This window comes from Candidatus Gastranaerophilales bacterium (genome assembly GCA_028693235.1).
Classification (GTDB): domain Bacteria; phylum Cyanobacteriota; class Vampirovibrionia; order Gastranaerophilales; family Gastranaerophilaceae; genus JAQUVW01.
The window spans coordinates 83,435-100,168 of record JAQUVW010000005.1; the positions used below are offsets into that span (position 1 = coordinate 83,435).

15 protein-coding genes are annotated in these 16,734 nt (G+C 34.3%); 7 read left to right on the forward strand and 8 right to left on the reverse strand.

What is annotated here, in order from left to right; all coding sequences use genetic code 11:
* Window positions 1-2 precede the first annotated feature (2 nt).
* Together PHV37_09395 and PHV37_09400 are read left to right on the forward strand one after the other, a co-directional pair.
* Window positions 3-1,736, forward strand: a complete 1,734-nt coding sequence (locus PHV37_09395; GenBank protein ID MDD3238293.1) for a proline--tRNA ligase — start codon at window positions 3-5, stop codon at window positions 1,734-1,736.
* Window positions 1,726-2,469 (forward strand): hypothetical protein, encoded by a 744-nt coding sequence (locus tag PHV37_09400; GenBank protein ID MDD3238294.1) that lies wholly within the window; start codon window positions 1,726-1,728, stop codon window positions 2,467-2,469. Before PHV37_09395 ends, PHV37_09400 begins: the two co-directional genes overlap by 11 nt.
* On the opposite strand, the gene PHV37_09405 is transcribed toward PHV37_09400, so the two are convergent.
* Genes PHV37_09405 through PHV37_09415 form a run of 3 tightly spaced genes read right to left on the reverse strand, consistent with a single transcriptional unit; the run spans window position 2,463 to window position 6,500 of the window.
* Window positions 2,463-3,422: an ABC transporter ATP-binding protein gene (locus PHV37_09405; protein MDD3238295.1), complete on the reverse strand. Its 960-nt coding sequence runs from the start codon at window positions 3,420-3,422 to the stop codon at window positions 2,463-2,465. The two genes, PHV37_09400 and PHV37_09405, sit on opposite strands and share 7 nt — an antisense overlap.
* Before the next feature lie 49 nt (window positions 3,423-3,471).
* Complete coding sequence (gene dapF / locus PHV37_09410; GenBank protein ID MDD3238296.1) at window positions 3,472-4,317, reverse strand: diaminopimelate epimerase; 846 nt, start codon at window positions 4,315-4,317, stop codon at window positions 3,472-3,474.
* A 41-nt stretch (window positions 4,318-4,358) separates the two neighbouring features.
* Window positions 4,359-6,500 carry a family 10 glycosylhydrolase gene (locus PHV37_09415; protein MDD3238297.1) on the reverse strand — a complete coding sequence of 714 codons (2,142 nt, stop codon included), beginning with the start codon at window positions 6,498-6,500 and terminating at the stop codon, window positions 4,359-4,361.
* A 150-nt stretch (window positions 6,501-6,650) separates the two neighbouring features.
* On the opposite strand from PHV37_09415, the gene PHV37_09420 reads away from it, so the two are divergent.
* On the forward strand, window positions 6,651-7,700 hold the full coding sequence (locus tag PHV37_09420; protein ID MDD3238298.1) for a DnaJ C-terminal domain-containing protein: 1,050 nt from the start codon (window positions 6,651-6,653) through the stop codon (window positions 7,698-7,700).
* Between the two features lie 16 nt (window positions 7,701-7,716).
* On the opposite strand, the gene PHV37_09425 is transcribed toward PHV37_09420, so the two are convergent.
* From PHV37_09425 to PHV37_09445, 5 genes are all read right to left on the reverse strand, one after another.
* Window positions 7,717-8,163 (reverse strand): hypothetical protein, encoded by a 447-nt coding sequence (locus PHV37_09425; GenBank protein MDD3238299.1) that lies wholly within the window; start codon window positions 8,161-8,163, stop codon window positions 7,717-7,719.
* Window positions 8,164-8,186: 23 nt separating this feature from the next.
* Window positions 8,187-8,537, reverse strand: a complete 351-nt coding sequence (locus PHV37_09430; GenBank protein ID MDD3238300.1) for a BlaI/MecI/CopY family transcriptional regulator — start codon at window positions 8,535-8,537, stop codon at window positions 8,187-8,189.
* An 89-nt stretch (window positions 8,538-8,626) separates the two neighbouring features.
* Window positions 8,627-8,884 carry a hypothetical protein gene (locus PHV37_09435; GenBank protein MDD3238301.1) on the reverse strand — a complete coding sequence of 86 codons (258 nt, stop codon included), beginning with the start codon at window positions 8,882-8,884 and terminating at the stop codon, window positions 8,627-8,629.
* Between the two features lie 47 nt (window positions 8,885-8,931).
* A complete protein-coding gene (locus PHV37_09440) occupies window positions 8,932-9,579 on the reverse strand; it encodes a PD-(D/E)XK nuclease family protein (protein ID MDD3238302.1) in 648 nt (215 codons plus the stop codon).
* On the reverse strand, window positions 9,569-13,420 hold the full coding sequence (locus PHV37_09445) for an ATP-dependent helicase (protein ID MDD3238303.1): 3,852 nt from the start codon (window positions 13,418-13,420) through the stop codon (window positions 9,569-9,571). The genes PHV37_09440 and PHV37_09445 overlap by 11 nt, the downstream gene beginning before the upstream one ends.
* 394 nt (window positions 13,421-13,814) lie before the next feature.
* On the opposite strand from PHV37_09445, the gene PHV37_09450 reads away from it, so the two are divergent.
* The 4 genes from PHV37_09450 to rpsU all read left to right on the forward strand — a co-directional run bounded on the left by PHV37_09450 (window position 13,815) and on the right by rpsU (window position 16,716).
* The gene (locus PHV37_09450; GenBank protein MDD3238304.1) at window positions 13,815-14,711 is read left to right on the forward strand and encodes a sigma-70 family RNA polymerase sigma factor; all 897 of its coding nucleotides are present in this window, start codon (window positions 13,815-13,817) and stop codon (window positions 14,709-14,711) included.
* A 129-nt stretch (window positions 14,712-14,840) separates the two neighbouring features.
* Window positions 14,841-15,902, forward strand: coding sequence for a S1 RNA-binding domain-containing protein (locus PHV37_09455; GenBank protein ID MDD3238305.1), 1,062 nt, complete (start codon window positions 14,841-14,843; stop codon window positions 15,900-15,902).
* A 2-nt stretch (window positions 15,903-15,904) separates the two neighbouring features.
* Complete coding sequence (locus PHV37_09460; protein ID MDD3238306.1) at window positions 15,905-16,435, forward strand: hypothetical protein; 531 nt, start codon at window positions 15,905-15,907, stop codon at window positions 16,433-16,435.
* A 107-nt stretch (window positions 16,436-16,542) separates the two neighbouring features.
* Window positions 16,543-16,716, forward strand: a complete 174-nt coding sequence (gene rpsU, locus PHV37_09465) for a 30S ribosomal protein S21 (GenBank protein MDD3238307.1) — start codon at window positions 16,543-16,545, stop codon at window positions 16,714-16,716.
* The last annotated feature ends 18 nt before the right edge of the window (window positions 16,717-16,734 follow it).

Sequence of the window (16,734 nt, forward strand, 5' to 3'; positions counted from 1 at the left end):
GAATGTCTAAACTTTTTGTCGAAACTTTGAGAGATTTCCCGTCTGACGCTGAAGTTGCAAGTCATAAAATGCTTGTCAGAGCCGGATATATGCGGAAATTGACTAATGGGGTGTATAATTATTTGCCGTTAATGTGGAAAGTTTTGAAAAAAGTTGAAAATATTGTTAGAGAAGAAATGGATAATGCTGGTGCCCAAGAAATTTTGATGCCGTTTGTTCAGCCTAAAGAATTGTGGGAAGAATCAGGCAGATGGGAAGTCTATGGCAAAGAGCTTATGCGTTTAAAAGACAGACACGATAGAGAAATGTGTCTTGGACCAACGCACGAAGAAGTAGTTACATCAATTGCAAGAGAAGGAATTCGCTCCTATAAACAATTGCCTGTTAATTTGTATCAAATCCAATCTAAATTCAGAGATGAAATAAGACCGAGATTCGGACTTTTACGTGGGCGTGAATTTATTATGAAAGACGCTTATAGTTTTGACGCCAATCAAGAGGGGCTTGAAAAATCTTATGATATTATGGCAAAAGCTTATAAAAAAATCTTTGAAAGATGCGGACTTGAAACCAAAATGGTTCAATCAGATTCAGGTGCGATTGGTGGTAGTGTTTCCCATGAATATATGGTGCTTGTGAATGAAGATGCCGAAAATAATGCAGGCGAAAATGACGTTTTCTATTGTGAAAAATGTGATTATTCTGCAAATTCTAATCACGCAATTTCTAAATTAAAATCCGTTAATACAGATGGCGGTTTCACTGAAGCAAAATTTGTTGAAACGCCGAATACAAAAACAATTCAAGAGTTGGCTGAATTTTTGAATATTTCTGAAACGGTTATCTGCAAAGCATTGGTTTATGTTGTTGATAATGACTACGTTGTAGCCTTGATAAGAGGCGACAAAACTGTTGAAGAAACTAAATTGATGAATGTTTTTGCAGGCAACGAGATAAGAATTGCAAGAGCTGATGAAATTGAAGAAATTATGAAAAACAGTGGTTTTTCTGCTGTTGGTGGTTTTATTGGGCCTAAAGGACTTAAGGGCGTCAAAATTGTTGCTGATGAAACGGTAAAAGAATTAAAAAATTTCGTCATAGGTTGCAACAAAAACGATACGCATTTGGTTGGTGCAAATTGGGGTGTCGATATTGATTTACCTCAGATTGCAGATATCAGATTGGTTGAAGCAGGGGATATTTGTCCTGATTGTGGTGCTCAATTGAAAGTTACAAGGGGGATTGAAGTTGGTAATATATTCCAGCTTGGCACAAAATATTCAAAAGCTATGAATGCAACTTTCGCAGATGAAAACGGGCAAGAAAAACCATTTATTATGGGCTGCTATGGGATAGGTATCTCAAGAACTGCAGCAGCTGCAGTCGAAAGACATCATGATGAATATGGCATTAAATGGCCTTTGGCTTTGGCTCCATTCCATGTGCTTGTTGTTCCTGTAAATACAAAGGACGAGCAACAAACAAATGTTGCAGAAAGTATTTATAATCAGTTAAAAAGTGCAGGCGTTGAAGTCTTGATTGATGATAGAGATGAAAGAGCCGGGGTCAAATTTAAAGATGCAGATTTGATTGGTATTCCATATCGTATCACTGTCGGAAAAACTATTGCAGAAGGGCTTGTTGAATATAAAGTTCGTGAAACAGGTGATATGACTAAGTTGACTCCTGAAGAAGCGGTAAAAAATATAATAGAAATTGTTCGCAATGCAAAATAATTCATGTTTGAAAATATCAATAGCACATTTATACCCTAAACTCCTTAATATATATGGAGATATGGGAAATATTATCGCAATCAAAAAACGATGCCAAGATAGAGGTATCGAAGTTGAGGTTACGGATATCAATCCGGGTGACGATATTGATATTTCGAAGTTTGATTTATATTTTATAGGTGGCGGTCAAGATAAGCAACAGATTGACGTTGCGTTAGAACTCAAAAAACATGAAGAAAAGTTGAAACAAGCTGCTCTTGAAGGGAAGGTCTTTTTAGGAATATGTGGCGGATATCAGCTGTTCGGTAAGTATTATCAACCGCATGATGGCAAAAAACTCGAGGGTATAAGCCTTCTTGACGCATACACGATTGCCGGTGATGCTCGTTTTATAGGTAATGTCACCGCTTATACCAATTTCTTAGAGCCGATTTCTTTAGTCGGGTTCGAAAATCACAGCGGACTTACTTATTTAGAAGATGGAACTTCTCCAATTGCAAAGGTTTCTGTCGGTAACGGCAATAATGGCAAGGACAAAGGAGAAGGTGCCAGAAAAAACAACGTATTCGGCACATATCTTCATGGGTCTTTGCTACCAAAAAATCCTCATTTTGCAGACTATTTAATTACACTTGCTCTTGAAACAAGATATAATGATAAAATCGAGTTGACAAAATTGGATGATGAATTTGAGCACAAAGCCCATTTTGATTTGATAGGCAAATCTTATTGAGCTTCATAAAGCCAACAAGAAGTAGCAGAATCTTGATTTATTTGGTGTAAAGGTGGTTTTTGTTTTGTGCATTTTTCCAGTTTTTGATTGCATCTTTCAGCAAATGGGCAACCTATAATTTCATCTCTAATTGATGGGGGCTGACCTTTGATAGTTTCAAGGTTAGTTGTGTGTAAATCGGGAAGTGATTTTAGTAAAGATTTAGTGTAAGGATGTTTTGGTGCTTTGAAAAGCTCTGAATTTGTTGCGTATTCAACAACTGAGCCTGCGTACATAACTGCTATTTTATTTGAATTTTCACAAACCAAACCCAAATCGTGTGAGATGAGAATGATTGAGGTTTGATATTTATTTTGAATTTCTTTTAAAAGCTCCATTATTTGAGCTTGAACGGTTACGTCAAGTGCAGTTGTGGGTTCGTCTGCAATTATTATTTCTGCATTGCAGGCGATTGCCATTGCGATAATTACGCGTTGCCTCATGCCTCCTGAAAATTCATGGGGGTAATTTTTCAATCTTTCTTTTGCGTTAGGAATTTTAACAAGTTCAAGAGCTTCAATTGCTTTTTGTTTAGCTTCTTTTCCTTTTAAATTTTGGTGAAGATGTATGACTTCTAAGAGTTGATTTCCAATGGTATATAGTGGATTTAGTGAGGTCATAGGGTCTTGCGGAATTAGGGCAATTTTTTTCCCTCTTATTTTTTGCAATTGAGAGTCGTTCAATTTTAACAAATCATCGTTTTGAAAAATTATTTTTCCCTCAGTGATTGTGGCAGTATTCGGTATAAGCCCTAAAATGCTCATTGCGGTCAGCGTTTTTCCACAACCCGATTCGCCCACAATAGCAAGGGTTTCGCCTTTGTTTAAATCCAAATTTACATTATGCAAAGCTTGATAGGTTCCGCTTTGAAAGTTGAAGGATAAATTCAAATTTTCTATTTTTAAAATACTCATCTCAGTCATTTTGACTTATTTTTCAAAAAAAATCAATTGCCTAATGTTTTTAGACATCAATCTCGCCTACAAATGAATAATCAGCTCTTCCTGTCATATATACGTTATGATTTATGTCGTTTTTTGAGCCGTCCCACTCTATTGTCAAAGAGCCTCCCGGAAGATTAACTTTAACTTTTTTGTCGACAAGTCCATTGAGGATAGCTGCGACAGTCGAAGCACATGCCCCTGTTCCGCAAGCTAATGTGATAGCACAGCCTCTTTCCCAAACGTCTAAATTTATTTCATTTTTATTCAATATTTTAATAAATTCTACATTTGTTTTTTCGGGGAATAAGATATTTGTTTCAATTTCGCCACCATACTTCAGCACCAAATCTTTTGTATTATCATCAGTTACGATGATACAATGCGGGTTCCCCATGCTCACTGCGTTTGCGGTGAATGTTCTATTTGATGTTTTTACTTCAAAATTTAAATTATTGTTTACGTCTACAGGGATTTTTTTTGTTTCAAGAACCGGTTTGTTCATATTTACGCGAACGTGTTCTTTGTCGACAATTTTGGGTATAATTACACCTGCTTTTGTGTCTACGCTAAATTCTTTTTTGTCGACCAGTTTGTGATCGAAAACGTATCTGGCAAAACACCGCATACCGTTGCCACACATTTGGGCTATGGTGCCGTCTGAGTTATAAAAGAACCAGCCGATGTCTGTGTTTTGGGTCTTTGGGTTTATTATTATTAATCCGTCAGCTCCGATACCGAAGTGCCTGTCGCACAATTTTTTTGCTAAATCTTCTTTTGAAATTTGAGTTTTTTTATATTCTTCAAAATCTAAAACTACAAAGTCGTTGCCTAGTCCTTGCATTTTAGTAAATTTTATTTTTGTCATAATAATACCCGTTTGCTCATTTGTACTGTTATTGTATCACTTTATGCCATGACTGCAATATCGGCTTCATTTTCGCATTTTTTTCTGAATTTTTTCTTTTTCTTAGTTTTTACGGTTGTACTTTTTTTAGAGCATTGTTGAGTTTGTGTTTTTACGGTTTGGGTGTCTTCAGGTTTGAATACACGAGCTTGTAGTGCTTCTACATATTTGTTATCTAAATGAGCATAATCAAACATAATAACGCCGTTTGCTTTTAGTTTTCTTGATTCTTGTATTTGCATCAAAAGGTCATCAATAGAGCCACCCATAAAGGTTACAAATAGACCTGCGTAGACTTTTGTGCAAGGCTGAGAGTTCATTTTTATATCGCTGAGCATATTGGAGGCTGTGTTGGTGTCGCTTGTCAGCAAAAGTGGCGTATAACCGTCTATAATATTGAGTGTAGACCAACTTTTCCAATCTTGCATTTTGGTTTCAAGAGCCTTTTGTCTGTCAGGGAAAACCACAGTAGTTAGTAATATATTTTTAGGTTTAGTTATTTTTCTTACTTCTTTTACGAAATCTGTTATTTTATCCTGACGATATCTTGCCCATAAATCCCAAGATTCTGTACCGTATTTAATGGTGACAGGGTCAACGTTATATAGGTTTTTGAATTCATCTCTTGCGTATTGTGTATAGCCCCAATTTGACATGTCATAGCTCGGGAATTTCGCAGCAATAGATTGGGGGTAACGTATATAATCAAGATTTATTCCGTCTGGTCGATATTTGGTTATGATTTCTTTAAGCAAATCCAGCAAGTAATCCTGAACGGCAGGATTTGCAGGGTCTATAAAGTATCCGTTGTGTTCTGATAGAGAAGCAACTGGAGAATTTGAAGCATATCCGGCTTTTGTGGTATTTGCCCAGTCTGGATGGACATTTAAAACGTGTTTTGTGTTGCCGACAGGATTTTGGTTGCCGACGTAAAATGTTTCAAACCAGATATTTACTTTAATTCCTCGTTTGTGGCATTCGTCAATCCATACTCTCAAGGGGTCAAAGCCGACAAATTCTTCTCTTTGATTTGTTACGTTGTAATCATTTAAAACCTTGCTAGGGAAAATAGTTTTGCCGTGGAAGTATGTTTCAAGGAATATGTTGTTAATTCCTGCTGCATCTAAGTTTTGTACTGTTTTGACAATTTCATCAGGACTTTTTTCTATTGGTCTTATCCAGACGCCTTTGAGTTCGTCAGCCTTGTATGGGATTGCATTTTTAATTGCCATATTAGCTGCTTCCATAGCGTCACTTATGAGAATTTGAGCATTTTGATTGTCTGTTTCAGCTTTTCTCAATAAATCTTTTGATTTATTGATATACATGGTAGCTTTTTTGTCGTTATACAAAATGTCCATATCGGAGTAATATTGCATTAAAGAGTTTGCTTCTTTAATTTTTTCTTTTGCTGCAAAAATAAGGCTGTCTTGGGTTAGGTAAGATTTTATTTTTTTATTTTGTGTATCAATATAGATTTTTGAGCCGATAGAAATATTTTCATTAATCCAATTTTTAGCACTGCCGTGACCGCTGATAACAAAGCCTGTTGTCGGAATTAAAGAGTCAGCACCGTTTAGTTGAATTACCGTGTTTTGGTAAACAATTGCTTCTGTTCCGAACTCATTGGTTCCGGTTTTAATGCCGTATTGAGGGGTGTAAATTACAAGTTGGTTTGCACCTCTAAGTCCCGGGAAATAGCTGTTTGCACCTGTTGCAACAGAAGGGTCAATAGCACTGATGTTACGTGCGGCTTCTTTATATACAAATTCTACAGGCGGTTGAGTTGCAACAATAGGAAATATCGGCTTGACGGTATTATCTTCTATCCCCATTTGATTGGTGATGTTTTGTGTGTTTGAAACGGGTTTTGTATTTACAATGTTTATTGATTGTTTGTTAGTTGAAACAGCCGGAGTCGTTGCGACCTTTTTAATATTCGGAGCTGCTTTTTTGTTAGCTTGTACCGTTAATTTTTTATTAGCTGATTGTTTAACGGCACTTTTTCTGATAATGGTTGTTGTTTTGCTCTGCACAGGTCGATATGGTGCGGTGTAAGACTTTAACACGCCCTCTTGAGCTGCAACTGATAGTGGAAGGAGGCATAAAGCTCCTAATATTATAGATTTTACAAGATTTTTCATATTTTGATAGTACAATAATGCGTTATGAATTTAATCATTAAAATAACCTATTTTTCGGCGTCATCATTAAGAAAAAGTTAATATTAAAAGTTTTTTGAATTTTTATATTATTATGGAAATATATTTAATTTATGACAGGAGTCGATTTTTATGAAATATAAAGATTATTATGAAATATTAGGGGTTGACAGAAGTTCAACCGACGCCCAAATTAAATCTGCATATAGGAAATTAGCTCGAAAATATCATCCTGACGTAAATAAATCCGCTGACGCTGTTGATAAATTTAAAGATATCAACGAATCTTATGAGGTGCTTTCTGACAAAGAGAAACGCTCAAGATACGATAGTCTTGGTGCAAATTGGAATCAAGGTTCTGATTTTACGCCACCGCCGGGGTTCGATGGATTTAACTTTAATCAAGGAGGTTTTGGCGGTGGTCAAACTTATACACACGGGTTTGAAGGTGGCGGAGATTTCTCTGACTTTTTCAGCTCTTTGTTTGGTGATTTGATGGGTGGTCAACGTGCTCAAAGACAAAGACAGGGCGGTTTTTCTTATGAAGATTTAGGCGGTTTTGCTTCTCGAGGACAAGCAAGGCAAAAAACTCATCCTAAAAATACAAATCTTGATGTTACTCAAGAATTAAATGTTTCAGCCAAAGACCTTATGCAAGATAAGCCCATAAGTGTAAAATTAAATACCATGGAAAAATGTATGAAATGTAACGGTGTAGGCTCAATTTGCCATAGTTGCGGCGGAACGGGATTTGTTACAAATTCTAAAAATTTAAGCGTAAAAATTCCTAAAGGTATAAAAGAAGGTCAAAAAATCAGACTTTCAAAAGAGGGCAAATCTGATGATTACGGTCAAAAAGGTGACTTGTATTTCGTTATAAAATTCAAAGATAAAGATTATACAATTAATGGCGAAGACTTGACTAAAGTGGTTGAAATAACACCATCTGATGCCGTATTGGGCTGCAAAAAAGATATTTCAACTCTCCATGGAACAGTCGGTATTAAAATCCCTGCTAAAACTCAATCAGGAAAAACATTACGATTAAAAGACTTAGGTCTGCCGAAAAAATCAGGTGGTTTTGGCAATCTAAATGTAAAAATTTCAATAAATATACCCTCAGACCTTTCAGAGGCTCAAATTGAGTTGTATAAAAAGTTGAGTGAGCTTGAAAAAAAATAGAAATATTTTAAAAAAATTAAATATTCAAAAAGGTACAAAGCTTGTCCCAAATGCCTTTTAGCTTTTTAGAATGGGGTATTAGAGCTGATTGGTGATAGCCCTTATACTCCTGAATTATATTTTGTGGAAGTTCTTCACCTTTTTGCAGGGTGAATGCTATCATTTCTAAATATTCGTCTTGTTCTTGAGCGTAAGAAAAATCACGGCGTCTTAAATCGTCATCTGCCTCTCTATGACAAAGGGCATGCCAAGCTGTTTCAACGGAGCTGTCGTGCATGTCTTGAGGAAAATTTAGCAATGCTTCACGTACAGGTATTTTAGCTGTAAGAGCGGCGAAAATAAGCCTGCTTACGTGCATTCTTGCATCTGATATATTTTGAGTTTTGAATGTAGCTTTTTCTTCAGCAGACATAAGCTTCTTTCTCTTTTTTACGAGTTTGAAGCTTGAAAGTTCGTCGCCCATTTTCTTAAAATAATTTAGAATATTTATTTTGCTAAACTTGAACATTCTTTTTCAAGTGCTTTCATAAGAGAACGGATATCGTTGTTGAAATATTGTCCGGCAAGCCTTTTGATAGCTGATTTAGCCATGTCGTCTCTTGAGGAAGTAGATTTGTAGTAGAATTTTTTGCCTCTTTTGTATCTTGCAAGCATATCTTTTTCGACAAGCCTATCCATTACTGTTTTTACAGTTGTATAAGCTCTGACATTTCCGCTTTTATTGATATCTTCAAGTACCTCGCTAACTGATATTGTGTTAGCTGTTTCTGTGCTTTCTTCCATCGTCCATACTGCACTTAAAATCTCATTTTCCAATGAGCCATGAGTATAATTCATTATAAAACATTCCTTATTTGCAATTCACTACAATTATAGTAATACAAAAACAAAAAAATTCAATAGTAAAAAAGCAAAGCTTAAGAAATTTATCTTTTTAAATCTTCAAAGTCAAAACTAATATCTTGTAATGTAATATCTTTGTCGTTTGAAGTATTTCCCATGTAAATTATATTTTTACCTCTTTTGACTTCATTAGACGAGATAGATTTGTGATCCATCTTGTCGCCGAAAGAGGAGCTTATTTTTTGAAATCCTTTACTTTGTTTACTATTGCAACCAGTTGTAGAGATAACCAGTGTTATCGCCAACAAAGATATGCAGAAATATTTTCCGAAATTTTTCATACGAGGTTTACCGTGCTTAGTTTTTAGTTATATATGATATTACCAAATTAGCATAAATTTTTCAGATCACAATTTTTGCATGTTGAAGTTGTTGATTTTTTTCTATGTTTTTTATCTCTTACACTTTCTACTATTCCCGTAATTTTTGATTTATATCCATCAATTAAAAAATCATCCGTTTGTATGACTTCAGTTGTTTTGTTTTTCAGATTTACGTAGATGAAGCTCAAAATACAATGATTATAAGGGTTTAGGTCTTTTAGAATTTCATTTATAGCATAGAGATAAATTGCAGTTTGCAAGTCGGATTTTGCGTTTTCTGGGATGGAACCTGTTTTCCAGTCGTATATTATGTATTCATTATCTTTTTTTATTATGGCGTCAATTCTGCCTGTAAGCCAAAAATTACCAAGCTTTACATTGAAAGGATATTCTGTATGTAAAGTATCGTTTGGCTGTATTTTTTGAGTTAAGAAATTTTCCCATAATTCTTTTTCTGTTGAGGTTAATATCTCAACAAACTTAGATATGTCTTTGTTTTGGAGGTAATAGTTGATTAAGGAGTGGATATTTTTACCTTGTTCTGCAGCTTGAGATTTTGAGGGGATTTTTATATTGTTTTCATATATAAGTTCAAATTTTTTAGGGCATTTTTTAAATGTTTTCAGCATATTTGCAGAAAAATTATTCAACATAGTTGTCCTCCGAAATTATTTTGAACAAGGTAGAAATTGTCGGTTTCTTACGTTTAATATATGCCTTAGCACAAGAAAGATAGAGGTCTTTTTTTGCTCTTGTAATTCCTACATATAGTAGACGTAAAGTTTCTTCAACTTGCTCTTGCTTGAGTTCGTCTATATTTTTTTGTTTATAATTTGGGTTTAGTTTTTTTATTGTTTCGATAAAATGCGAATTTGATTTAATGTTTAGATTGTTGATATTCGTTGCGTAGTTTTCTTCAATAAGTTCCGGAATAAATACATAATCAAACTCATCGCCTTTTGATTTGTGCATGGTCATTATTTGGACGGAGCCTTGTTGGATTTCGTTGTTTTCATTTTCCGAGTTGAAAAATTTATAATTCGGTAAATTGGGACGTTTTGCAATGGCAATCAACTTTTCTATGATAGTTTCGGGTTTTTTATATTCTGCGGAAAGCCGTTTTATAATCATTGCGACAAGATATACATTTGATTTTTCTATCGGGGTTGAAAAATAATACAGCCCTGCTTTTACTGCTAATGTGTCAAAATCCAGATATGAGTTTTCTATCCAATAAACAGTATCTGTGTAAAGTTGAATTAATCCGTTAGCTTTGATTTCTGCCAAATCAGTCGTTATAAAAGGTCTTTTTAAGTCTTTTAAATAGGTTTGTTGAGAGGCTGTAAGTTCAATTTTTTGTATTTTATTTAATGCAGTTGAAAACTCTATAATATGCTTGTTATTCCAAGGTTCAAATGCAATATTAATAATTGAAAAAATTATTTTAAATATATTTTTTTCACCCAATGAGTCATTTCTCGTTATGGTATGAAACCCTGTTTCTTGGAGGATTTTATTGTAGTTGTTTACTTGGTAGTTGTTTCTTAGTAAAAGTGCTATTGAGGCGTTTGGGTTTATCGAAAAAATATTTTTTATAGTTTTTATAATATAGTTATGTTCTTCTTTTTCATTGGCAAAAATATTGGCGACAATTCCATTCTCTGGGCTTGGATTTTTATTTGTTGATTTCATTTCTATATCATAAAATGCATTCGGTAAGGTTTTTGAATATGTTTTTAGGATTTTATTTGCAAGACTATATACAGGCTCAGAGCATCTTTGAGAGGAGTCCATTTCTACGCAGTTTGAATTGTGCAAAAAATCTTTGAAATTTTTCAAGTCAGAATTAGTAAAAGTCGCAGTTATGGCTTGGTTTACATCGCCACACCTAATGAGGTTTTTATGCTTTGCACTGAGCATTTTTAGCAATTTTTGTTGCAATGATGATGAATCTTGAGCCTCATCTTCAATTATAAATTCGCACAAATTTTGGTAATAATCCAAAATATCTTGATTTTTTTCTAAGATTTTTACTGCTAAATCAAGCATGTCATCGTAGTCTATCAAATTATTTTCTCTTAAAAGTTTGTTGTATTCATTGAAGAATTTTACGAAATTTTTAATTTCTTTGTATTCTGATTCTAAGTTGAAATTATCAGATGACAATTTAATCGCAGATATAGCACTTTGATATTTTTCGGCATTTTCAGCGTCAAGTTTAAGATTGAAGATAGCATTTGTTATGATTTTTTGTTTTTGTATATCATCGCATATTTCAAAATTTTCATTCAAATTAACTTTTGCATAGTTAGAATTTTCTTTAATTATTCTGAGTGCTAAACCATGGATTGTGCTTATGTTAGGTAGCTCGTGGCTGTCAGGGTTTGCGGCTTTAATCCTTTCTTTGAAGTTTTTTGCAGCAGCGTCCATATATGTCAAAACAAAAATATTTTCAGCTTTTGTTCCCATATTCATAAGTTTAAGAATCAAGGCTAATAAAATAGTCGTTTTGCCGGCTCCGGGAACCGCCATAATCCCCATTTGACCTTTTTTGTAGTCAAGTACGGGAGCTTGGTCGCTTCGGGGCGTAAAAGCCCGTTGCGGTTGCTGTTTTTTTATATTATTTTCTTTGAAAAAGTCTAAAATCCCTCCGAAATTTTCATTTCCCAAGTTATCGTACAGGCTCGCAAATGCATATATGTTTTTTTCTGAGCAAAGCATAAGTTTTCTTAGTGTGCGTGCTGTTTTTTCTCGAGAAAGAGTCAAATTATCTTCGTAATTAAATTCTTTTTTGTCCCAATCCGCATTGAAAACCCAAGCGTTGTAAAGGGTTCCTATGTCTTGTTTTTGCCAGTTTGGTGATGAAATATCAAGCCAAAACTGATATTTTGTTTTTATTTCAGAGTCAATGATTTTTTGCGGGCTTCCTACTAATATGCAGTTTTCTTTTATATCATCTCCAACAGCCGGATTTTCGCTTATTATGCTGTTCTCAAGTTGGATTGCAAAGTTTTTTTGTGCTTTTGCATTTTCAGTTCCGAAGGCTTTTTCAAAGCTTTCAACTTCTTTTAAAAGGAAAGAAAATTTGTTCGTATCGTCAGGCGAGAGCTTTTCTGATAGGATTTTTTCATATATATTTAAAAGCTTTTCAGATAATGAGTTTTTTGTCTGTTTCAATTCGTTTGATATGTTTAAAAAATCTTGATATTTTTGTGTAAAATTAGAGTTTTCAAACTCAAAATATATCAGTTGATTGTTTTCTTTAAAGTCGTGGAAAATTTTATAACAATATTTCAACGGTATTTTTAAGATATCTGTAAATAAAACCCTTATTTCAATTGGTTCTATTTTTAAATTCCAATCAGGATTTGTGAGTTTCAAGAGTGCGAGGGCATTTTTTATGCCGGAATTTTCAAAAAGTTTTTCGTTTCCACTCAAAAATTGGAATTCAATATCCAGCTCGTTAGCTATTTCTGCGATAGAAAATTTCAAAACCTCATCAATGTTAGGTGTTACAATGCTTATTTCAGAAGGTTTTGCTTCTTTTTCAAAAAGACCCGCAATCATTTTTTTCAAAGAATCGAAAAGGTCGAGCCTCTTGGTATAGCTTTTAATTTTTATAATGTCAGATGAGTGTTGCTCTCCTTTTTTTATGGCGTCAAAGACCAAATCTGCTTCTTGTGAGATGATATCTTCTGTTTTCAAGTGTTTTGCTTTTTCTTCGAAAACAGTTTCAAATTCATAAACACCCGTCTTGTAAGCACTCAAATAGCCACATCTTGAGGCACCATTTTTATCATAGGCGATAGTCGCACTTTCAAGTTGCGGTTTTAGATGTTTTAAGAATTGCCAGTTGATGTAGGTTATTTCGTCTGCATCATCGACAATAAGGTGTTTTATATCCTTGAAATAATCTGTGTGAGTGTAAATATATTCAAAAATACTTAACTGCCGCAAGTAATCAAAGCTTCTTTTTTCAAGAGTTGTCTTTTTGTAATTTTCAATTGCTTTATAAGAATCTTCAAAAAACGATTCGTTCAGCAATCCGCTTCGAGCTTCTACTTGTTCTTTAGAAAGGGCGTTCTGAACAATGAGTGAATATCTCTTGAAAAGTTGGTGAAGCAGATTAATCTTTGACATGTAATCTTGGAAGCCTGCTGTTTTAATGCTTTGTTTAAAAATATATTGTGAAACTTCTAAGCTGCAAAGATTTGGCTGTATAGTGGTTTTCCCGAGGTTTATGAGGTTTTCTATTTCAACCCAGTTGTCAGAAAAGGCATTGTAAGATAGTCCGTAAAAAGTATAAATTTTAGGGTTTGGCAATATGGTTTTAAAAATTTTTTCTTTGACAGAATTTATAAATGCTTGTTTTTTGAACGGATTTAAGCAAAGGACTAAGATGGAGTCAGCACGGACTCCTTGGTTAATTAGCTCGACATATTTTTCGATGAGCAAATCTGTTTTATTTGATTTTAAATTCCCTTCAATAAGCATAGAAGCCTCTTAGTAGAGGGTACCTCAAAATCAGACTATCGGCAAGAATATTATGCGAGAGGGTTTGTTTAGGATTGTTGATTATTAACAAATATTAAGAAACGAATTCAAATCAGAATGTTTATTTAACATAACTTCACACATGGCTTGATAAAGTATATACAAAGTGATATATTGAGTATATACAAAAAGTGTATTTGTTGTGAAGGTCGTAAACGTAGAAACGATAATGTTTTAGCGTTGTATGCCTGTGCTTAAGTAAGAATTTTATTTGTATCGTGACCCTCTGTAACTTGTCTGTGGGCAGAATTTTTTGTGCCATAGAATGTCTTTGTCGGGTCGAATCGTTATGTCAATTTTTAGTGTGAAAGTATAAAGTATAGGAGCTTTTTAAATGGGAAACAATTTTAATTGCGGAACAAATCCGTCTAAACCTGCTAACTTGCCGATTGTTAATGATTCTACATTTAGTGTGTATGTTCGAGAAATCTCACGTTACCGCTCTCTTGATGCCTTTGAGGAACAACAATATGCCGAAAGTGCAAAAAACGGCTCTATGTCAGCTAAACAAGAGCTTATCAAAGCGAATTTGAAGCTTGTTGTTAATATTGCAAAAAAAATTGTGCATGTCAGCAAATTGCCGATGATAGACTTGGTTCAAGAAGGCAATCTCGGTTTGATGGTTGCTGTTGAAAAATTTAATTGGAAACTGGGCTACCGCTTTTCTACCTATGCTTCTTGGTGGATTAAACAAGCTATTTTTAAGGCTATTTCAGAACAATCTCATAGCATGAAAATTCCTGTTTATATCCAAGAAACCTTGTCAAAATTTTCAAAAATTAAAGCCCAAATGGAACAAGAACAAAATCAATGTGTGAAAAACGAAGAAGTCGCAAAAAAAATGAATATGGAACCTGACAAAATAGACAACTTTTTAAATGCTTATTCCAAGACTTTGTCTTTAGACGCAGATACAGATACAAACGGAAATTCTGATATGAATTTATCCGAAGTTATAGAAGACAAAAAAGCTTCAGCAGATGCTCCTGCAGAATACGTAGCACTTAAAAATGATGTTTTTCAACTAATTTCAACTCTAAAAGACAGAGAGCAATGTGTGATTCGCTTAAGATTTGGTTTGGGTGATGAAGAAAAACAAACCTTGGAAGAAATAGGGAAAATATATGGCGTAACTAAAGAATGTATCAGACAAACAGAGTCAAGAGCCTTGAAAAAATTGAAATTAAGCAGTTTTGGTGCATCTTTGTTTTCCGCTTATGTTGCAGGGTAAGGCTTTCGTGGTGCCTCTTTCGGAGGGGCACCATGTTAATATCTGTGAAGATTTATTTAAAAGTATTAACAAAATCGTGAAAAATTGCTATAATGTACTCGGTCTAATGTATATTTTGGAGAACATCAAATGACAACTCAAGAAAAATTTACCGATGTAGAATTTGAAGAGCTTTTATCTAAGTACGATTATAGCTTTCAAAAAGGCGATTTAGTTAAAGGGATAGTTTGCTCTTATGATTCGGAAGGGGTCATAGTTGATATAGGTGCCAAAACAGCAGCCATCGTGCCTGCTCGTGAAGCCAGAGTCAATTTTGATGTTTCGATTGAAGATACTTTGGTTAGAAATAATCAATATGAATTTTTGATTGTTAAAGAAGAAGACGATGACGGAAGATTTACTCTTTCTTATAAAAAAGTTGCAATGGCTTATAATTGGCGTGAACTTGAAGACCTTAAAGCTAATGATGCTACAGTAGAAGGTACTGTCGTTTCTGTCGTTAAAGGCGGAATCTTGGTGGAAGTCAAAGGTGTTAGAGGCTTCGTCCCTTCAAGCCATTTAAGAGCAAAATCAATAGAAAATATTGTTGGCGAAAAAATTGAGCTCAAAATCCTTACCATGGACGCTCAACAAGGCAACTTTATTCTTTCTAACAGAAAAGTCTATGCTGACGATAAAGAAGAATCTAAACGTGATACATTTGCTCAAATTGAAGTCGGACAAATTGTTCCAGGTGAAGTTGTAAGAATTACTGATTTCGGTGCTTTTATTGATATCGGCGGAATTGACGGACTTCTACCTCTATCTCAAATTTCTTGGAGATGGGTCGATCATCCATCTGACATTTTGAAAATTGCAGATAAAATTAAAGTTGAAATTATCGGTGTCGACCACGATAAACAAAGAGTTAGTTTGAGTTTGAAAAGCTTAGAACAAGATCCTTGGATTGAAGCAAAAGACAAAATTAATGAAGGCGATAAACTCGAAGGTGTTATTACCAGAATTAAACATTTTGGTGCTTTTGTTGAAGTATTCCCCGGGGTAGAAGCTCTACTTCCAAATAACGAAATTGTTGATTACCAAAATAAAACAGGTGTTATGCTAAAAGTTGGGGATAAAATTGAAACAACTATTTTGAAATTTAACCCCGATGATAGAAGAATCAGCTTAAGTATTAAATCTGAAGGCTAAAAATGGCGAATATGATTATCACTCTTTCCGGAAAACAGTTTTCCGGTAAAGATACTGTTGCTAAAATCTTGCTAAATGAACTTAGAGGCTTTAATAGAATCGGACTGGGAGATGCTATTAAGCTTGAGTATGCTAATCAAAAAGGGCTTACCCTTGAAGAAATAGAAAAAAATAAATCTTCTTATCGTCCTGATTTAATAGCCTTAGGTGACCAAGGAAGGGCTATAAGTCCTGATTATTGGATAAAATATGTAATTAAGCAAAATGGTAATATAATCGTTCCCGATGTAAGGATGCCCAGAGAGTATGAGTTTTTTAAAAAACATGGTGCTTTTAAAATAAGAGTTGAATCTTCTTATGAAGCTCGTTCTAAGCGTGGAAAAATAGTTAAAGGAAACGATAATACAGAAACCGCTCTTGATAATATCAAAGATTGGGACTATATAATTACTAATGACGCCACTTACGAGGATTTAGTTAAGGATTCTTATGACCTTGTAGATGCTATAAATCAACGCTTTGATATGGTTTAGATGTAACATTATAGCTACAAACGCTTTTGCTACTTGAAATTGAAAAATGTGCGTGATACTATTCCTATATTGACGAACATAAACCGTATGAAGGTGGTGAATATTAAATGCCAGAAATCCGTGTAGGTGATAACGAAAGTATCGAAAGTGCACTAAAAAGATTTAAGAAAAAAATCCAAAAAGCTGGAATTCTATCTGAAATCAAACGTCGCGAACGTTATGAAAAACCAAGTATCAAAAGAAAACGTAAATCTGAAGCAGCTCGCAAAAGACGTGTTTAATTTTATATTTGAATAAAA

Excerpts from the sequence above, each read along its gene's own strand:
- PHV37_09395 (MDD3238293.1), top strand. The coding sequence starts at position 3 with ATGTCTAAACTTTTTGTCGAAACTTTGAGAGATTTCCCGTCTGACGCT.
- PHV37_09400 (MDD3238294.1), top strand. The coding sequence starts at position 1,726 with ATGCAAAATAATTCATGTTTGAAAATATCAATAGCACATTTATACCCT.
- PHV37_09405 (MDD3238295.1), bottom strand. The coding sequence starts at position 3,422 with ATGAGTATTTTAAAAATAGAAAATTTGAATTTATCCTTCAACTTTCAA.
- dapF (MDD3238296.1), bottom strand. The coding sequence starts at position 4,317 with ATGACAAAAATAAAATTTACTAAAATGCAAGGACTAGGCAACGACTTT.
- PHV37_09415 (MDD3238297.1), bottom strand. The coding sequence starts at position 6,500 with ATGAAAAATCTTGTAAAATCTATAATATTAGGAGCTTTATGCCTCCTT.
- PHV37_09420 (MDD3238298.1), top strand. The coding sequence starts at position 6,651 with ATGAAATATAAAGATTATTATGAAATATTAGGGGTTGACAGAAGTTCA.
- PHV37_09425 (MDD3238299.1), bottom strand. The coding sequence starts at position 8,163 with ATGGGCGACGAACTTTCAAGCTTCAAACTCGTAAAAAAGAGAAAGAAG.
- PHV37_09430 (MDD3238300.1), bottom strand. The coding sequence starts at position 8,537 with ATGAATTATACTCATGGCTCATTGGAAAATGAGATTTTAAGTGCAGTA.
- PHV37_09435 (MDD3238301.1), bottom strand. The coding sequence starts at position 8,884 with ATGAAAAATTTCGGAAAATATTTCTGCATATCTTTGTTGGCGATAACA.
- PHV37_09440 (MDD3238302.1), bottom strand. The coding sequence starts at position 9,579 with ATGTTGAATAATTTTTCTGCAAATATGCTGAAAACATTTAAAAAATGC.
- PHV37_09445 (MDD3238303.1), bottom strand. The coding sequence starts at position 13,420 with ATGCTTATTGAAGGGAATTTAAAATCAAATAAAACAGATTTGCTCATC.
- PHV37_09450 (MDD3238304.1), top strand. The coding sequence starts at position 13,815 with ATGGGAAACAATTTTAATTGCGGAACAAATCCGTCTAAACCTGCTAAC.
- PHV37_09455 (MDD3238305.1), top strand. The coding sequence starts at position 14,841 with ATGACAACTCAAGAAAAATTTACCGATGTAGAATTTGAAGAGCTTTTA.
- PHV37_09460 (MDD3238306.1), top strand. The coding sequence starts at position 15,905 with ATGGCGAATATGATTATCACTCTTTCCGGAAAACAGTTTTCCGGTAAA.
- rpsU (MDD3238307.1), top strand. The coding sequence starts at position 16,543 with ATGCCAGAAATCCGTGTAGGTGATAACGAAAGTATCGAAAGTGCACTA.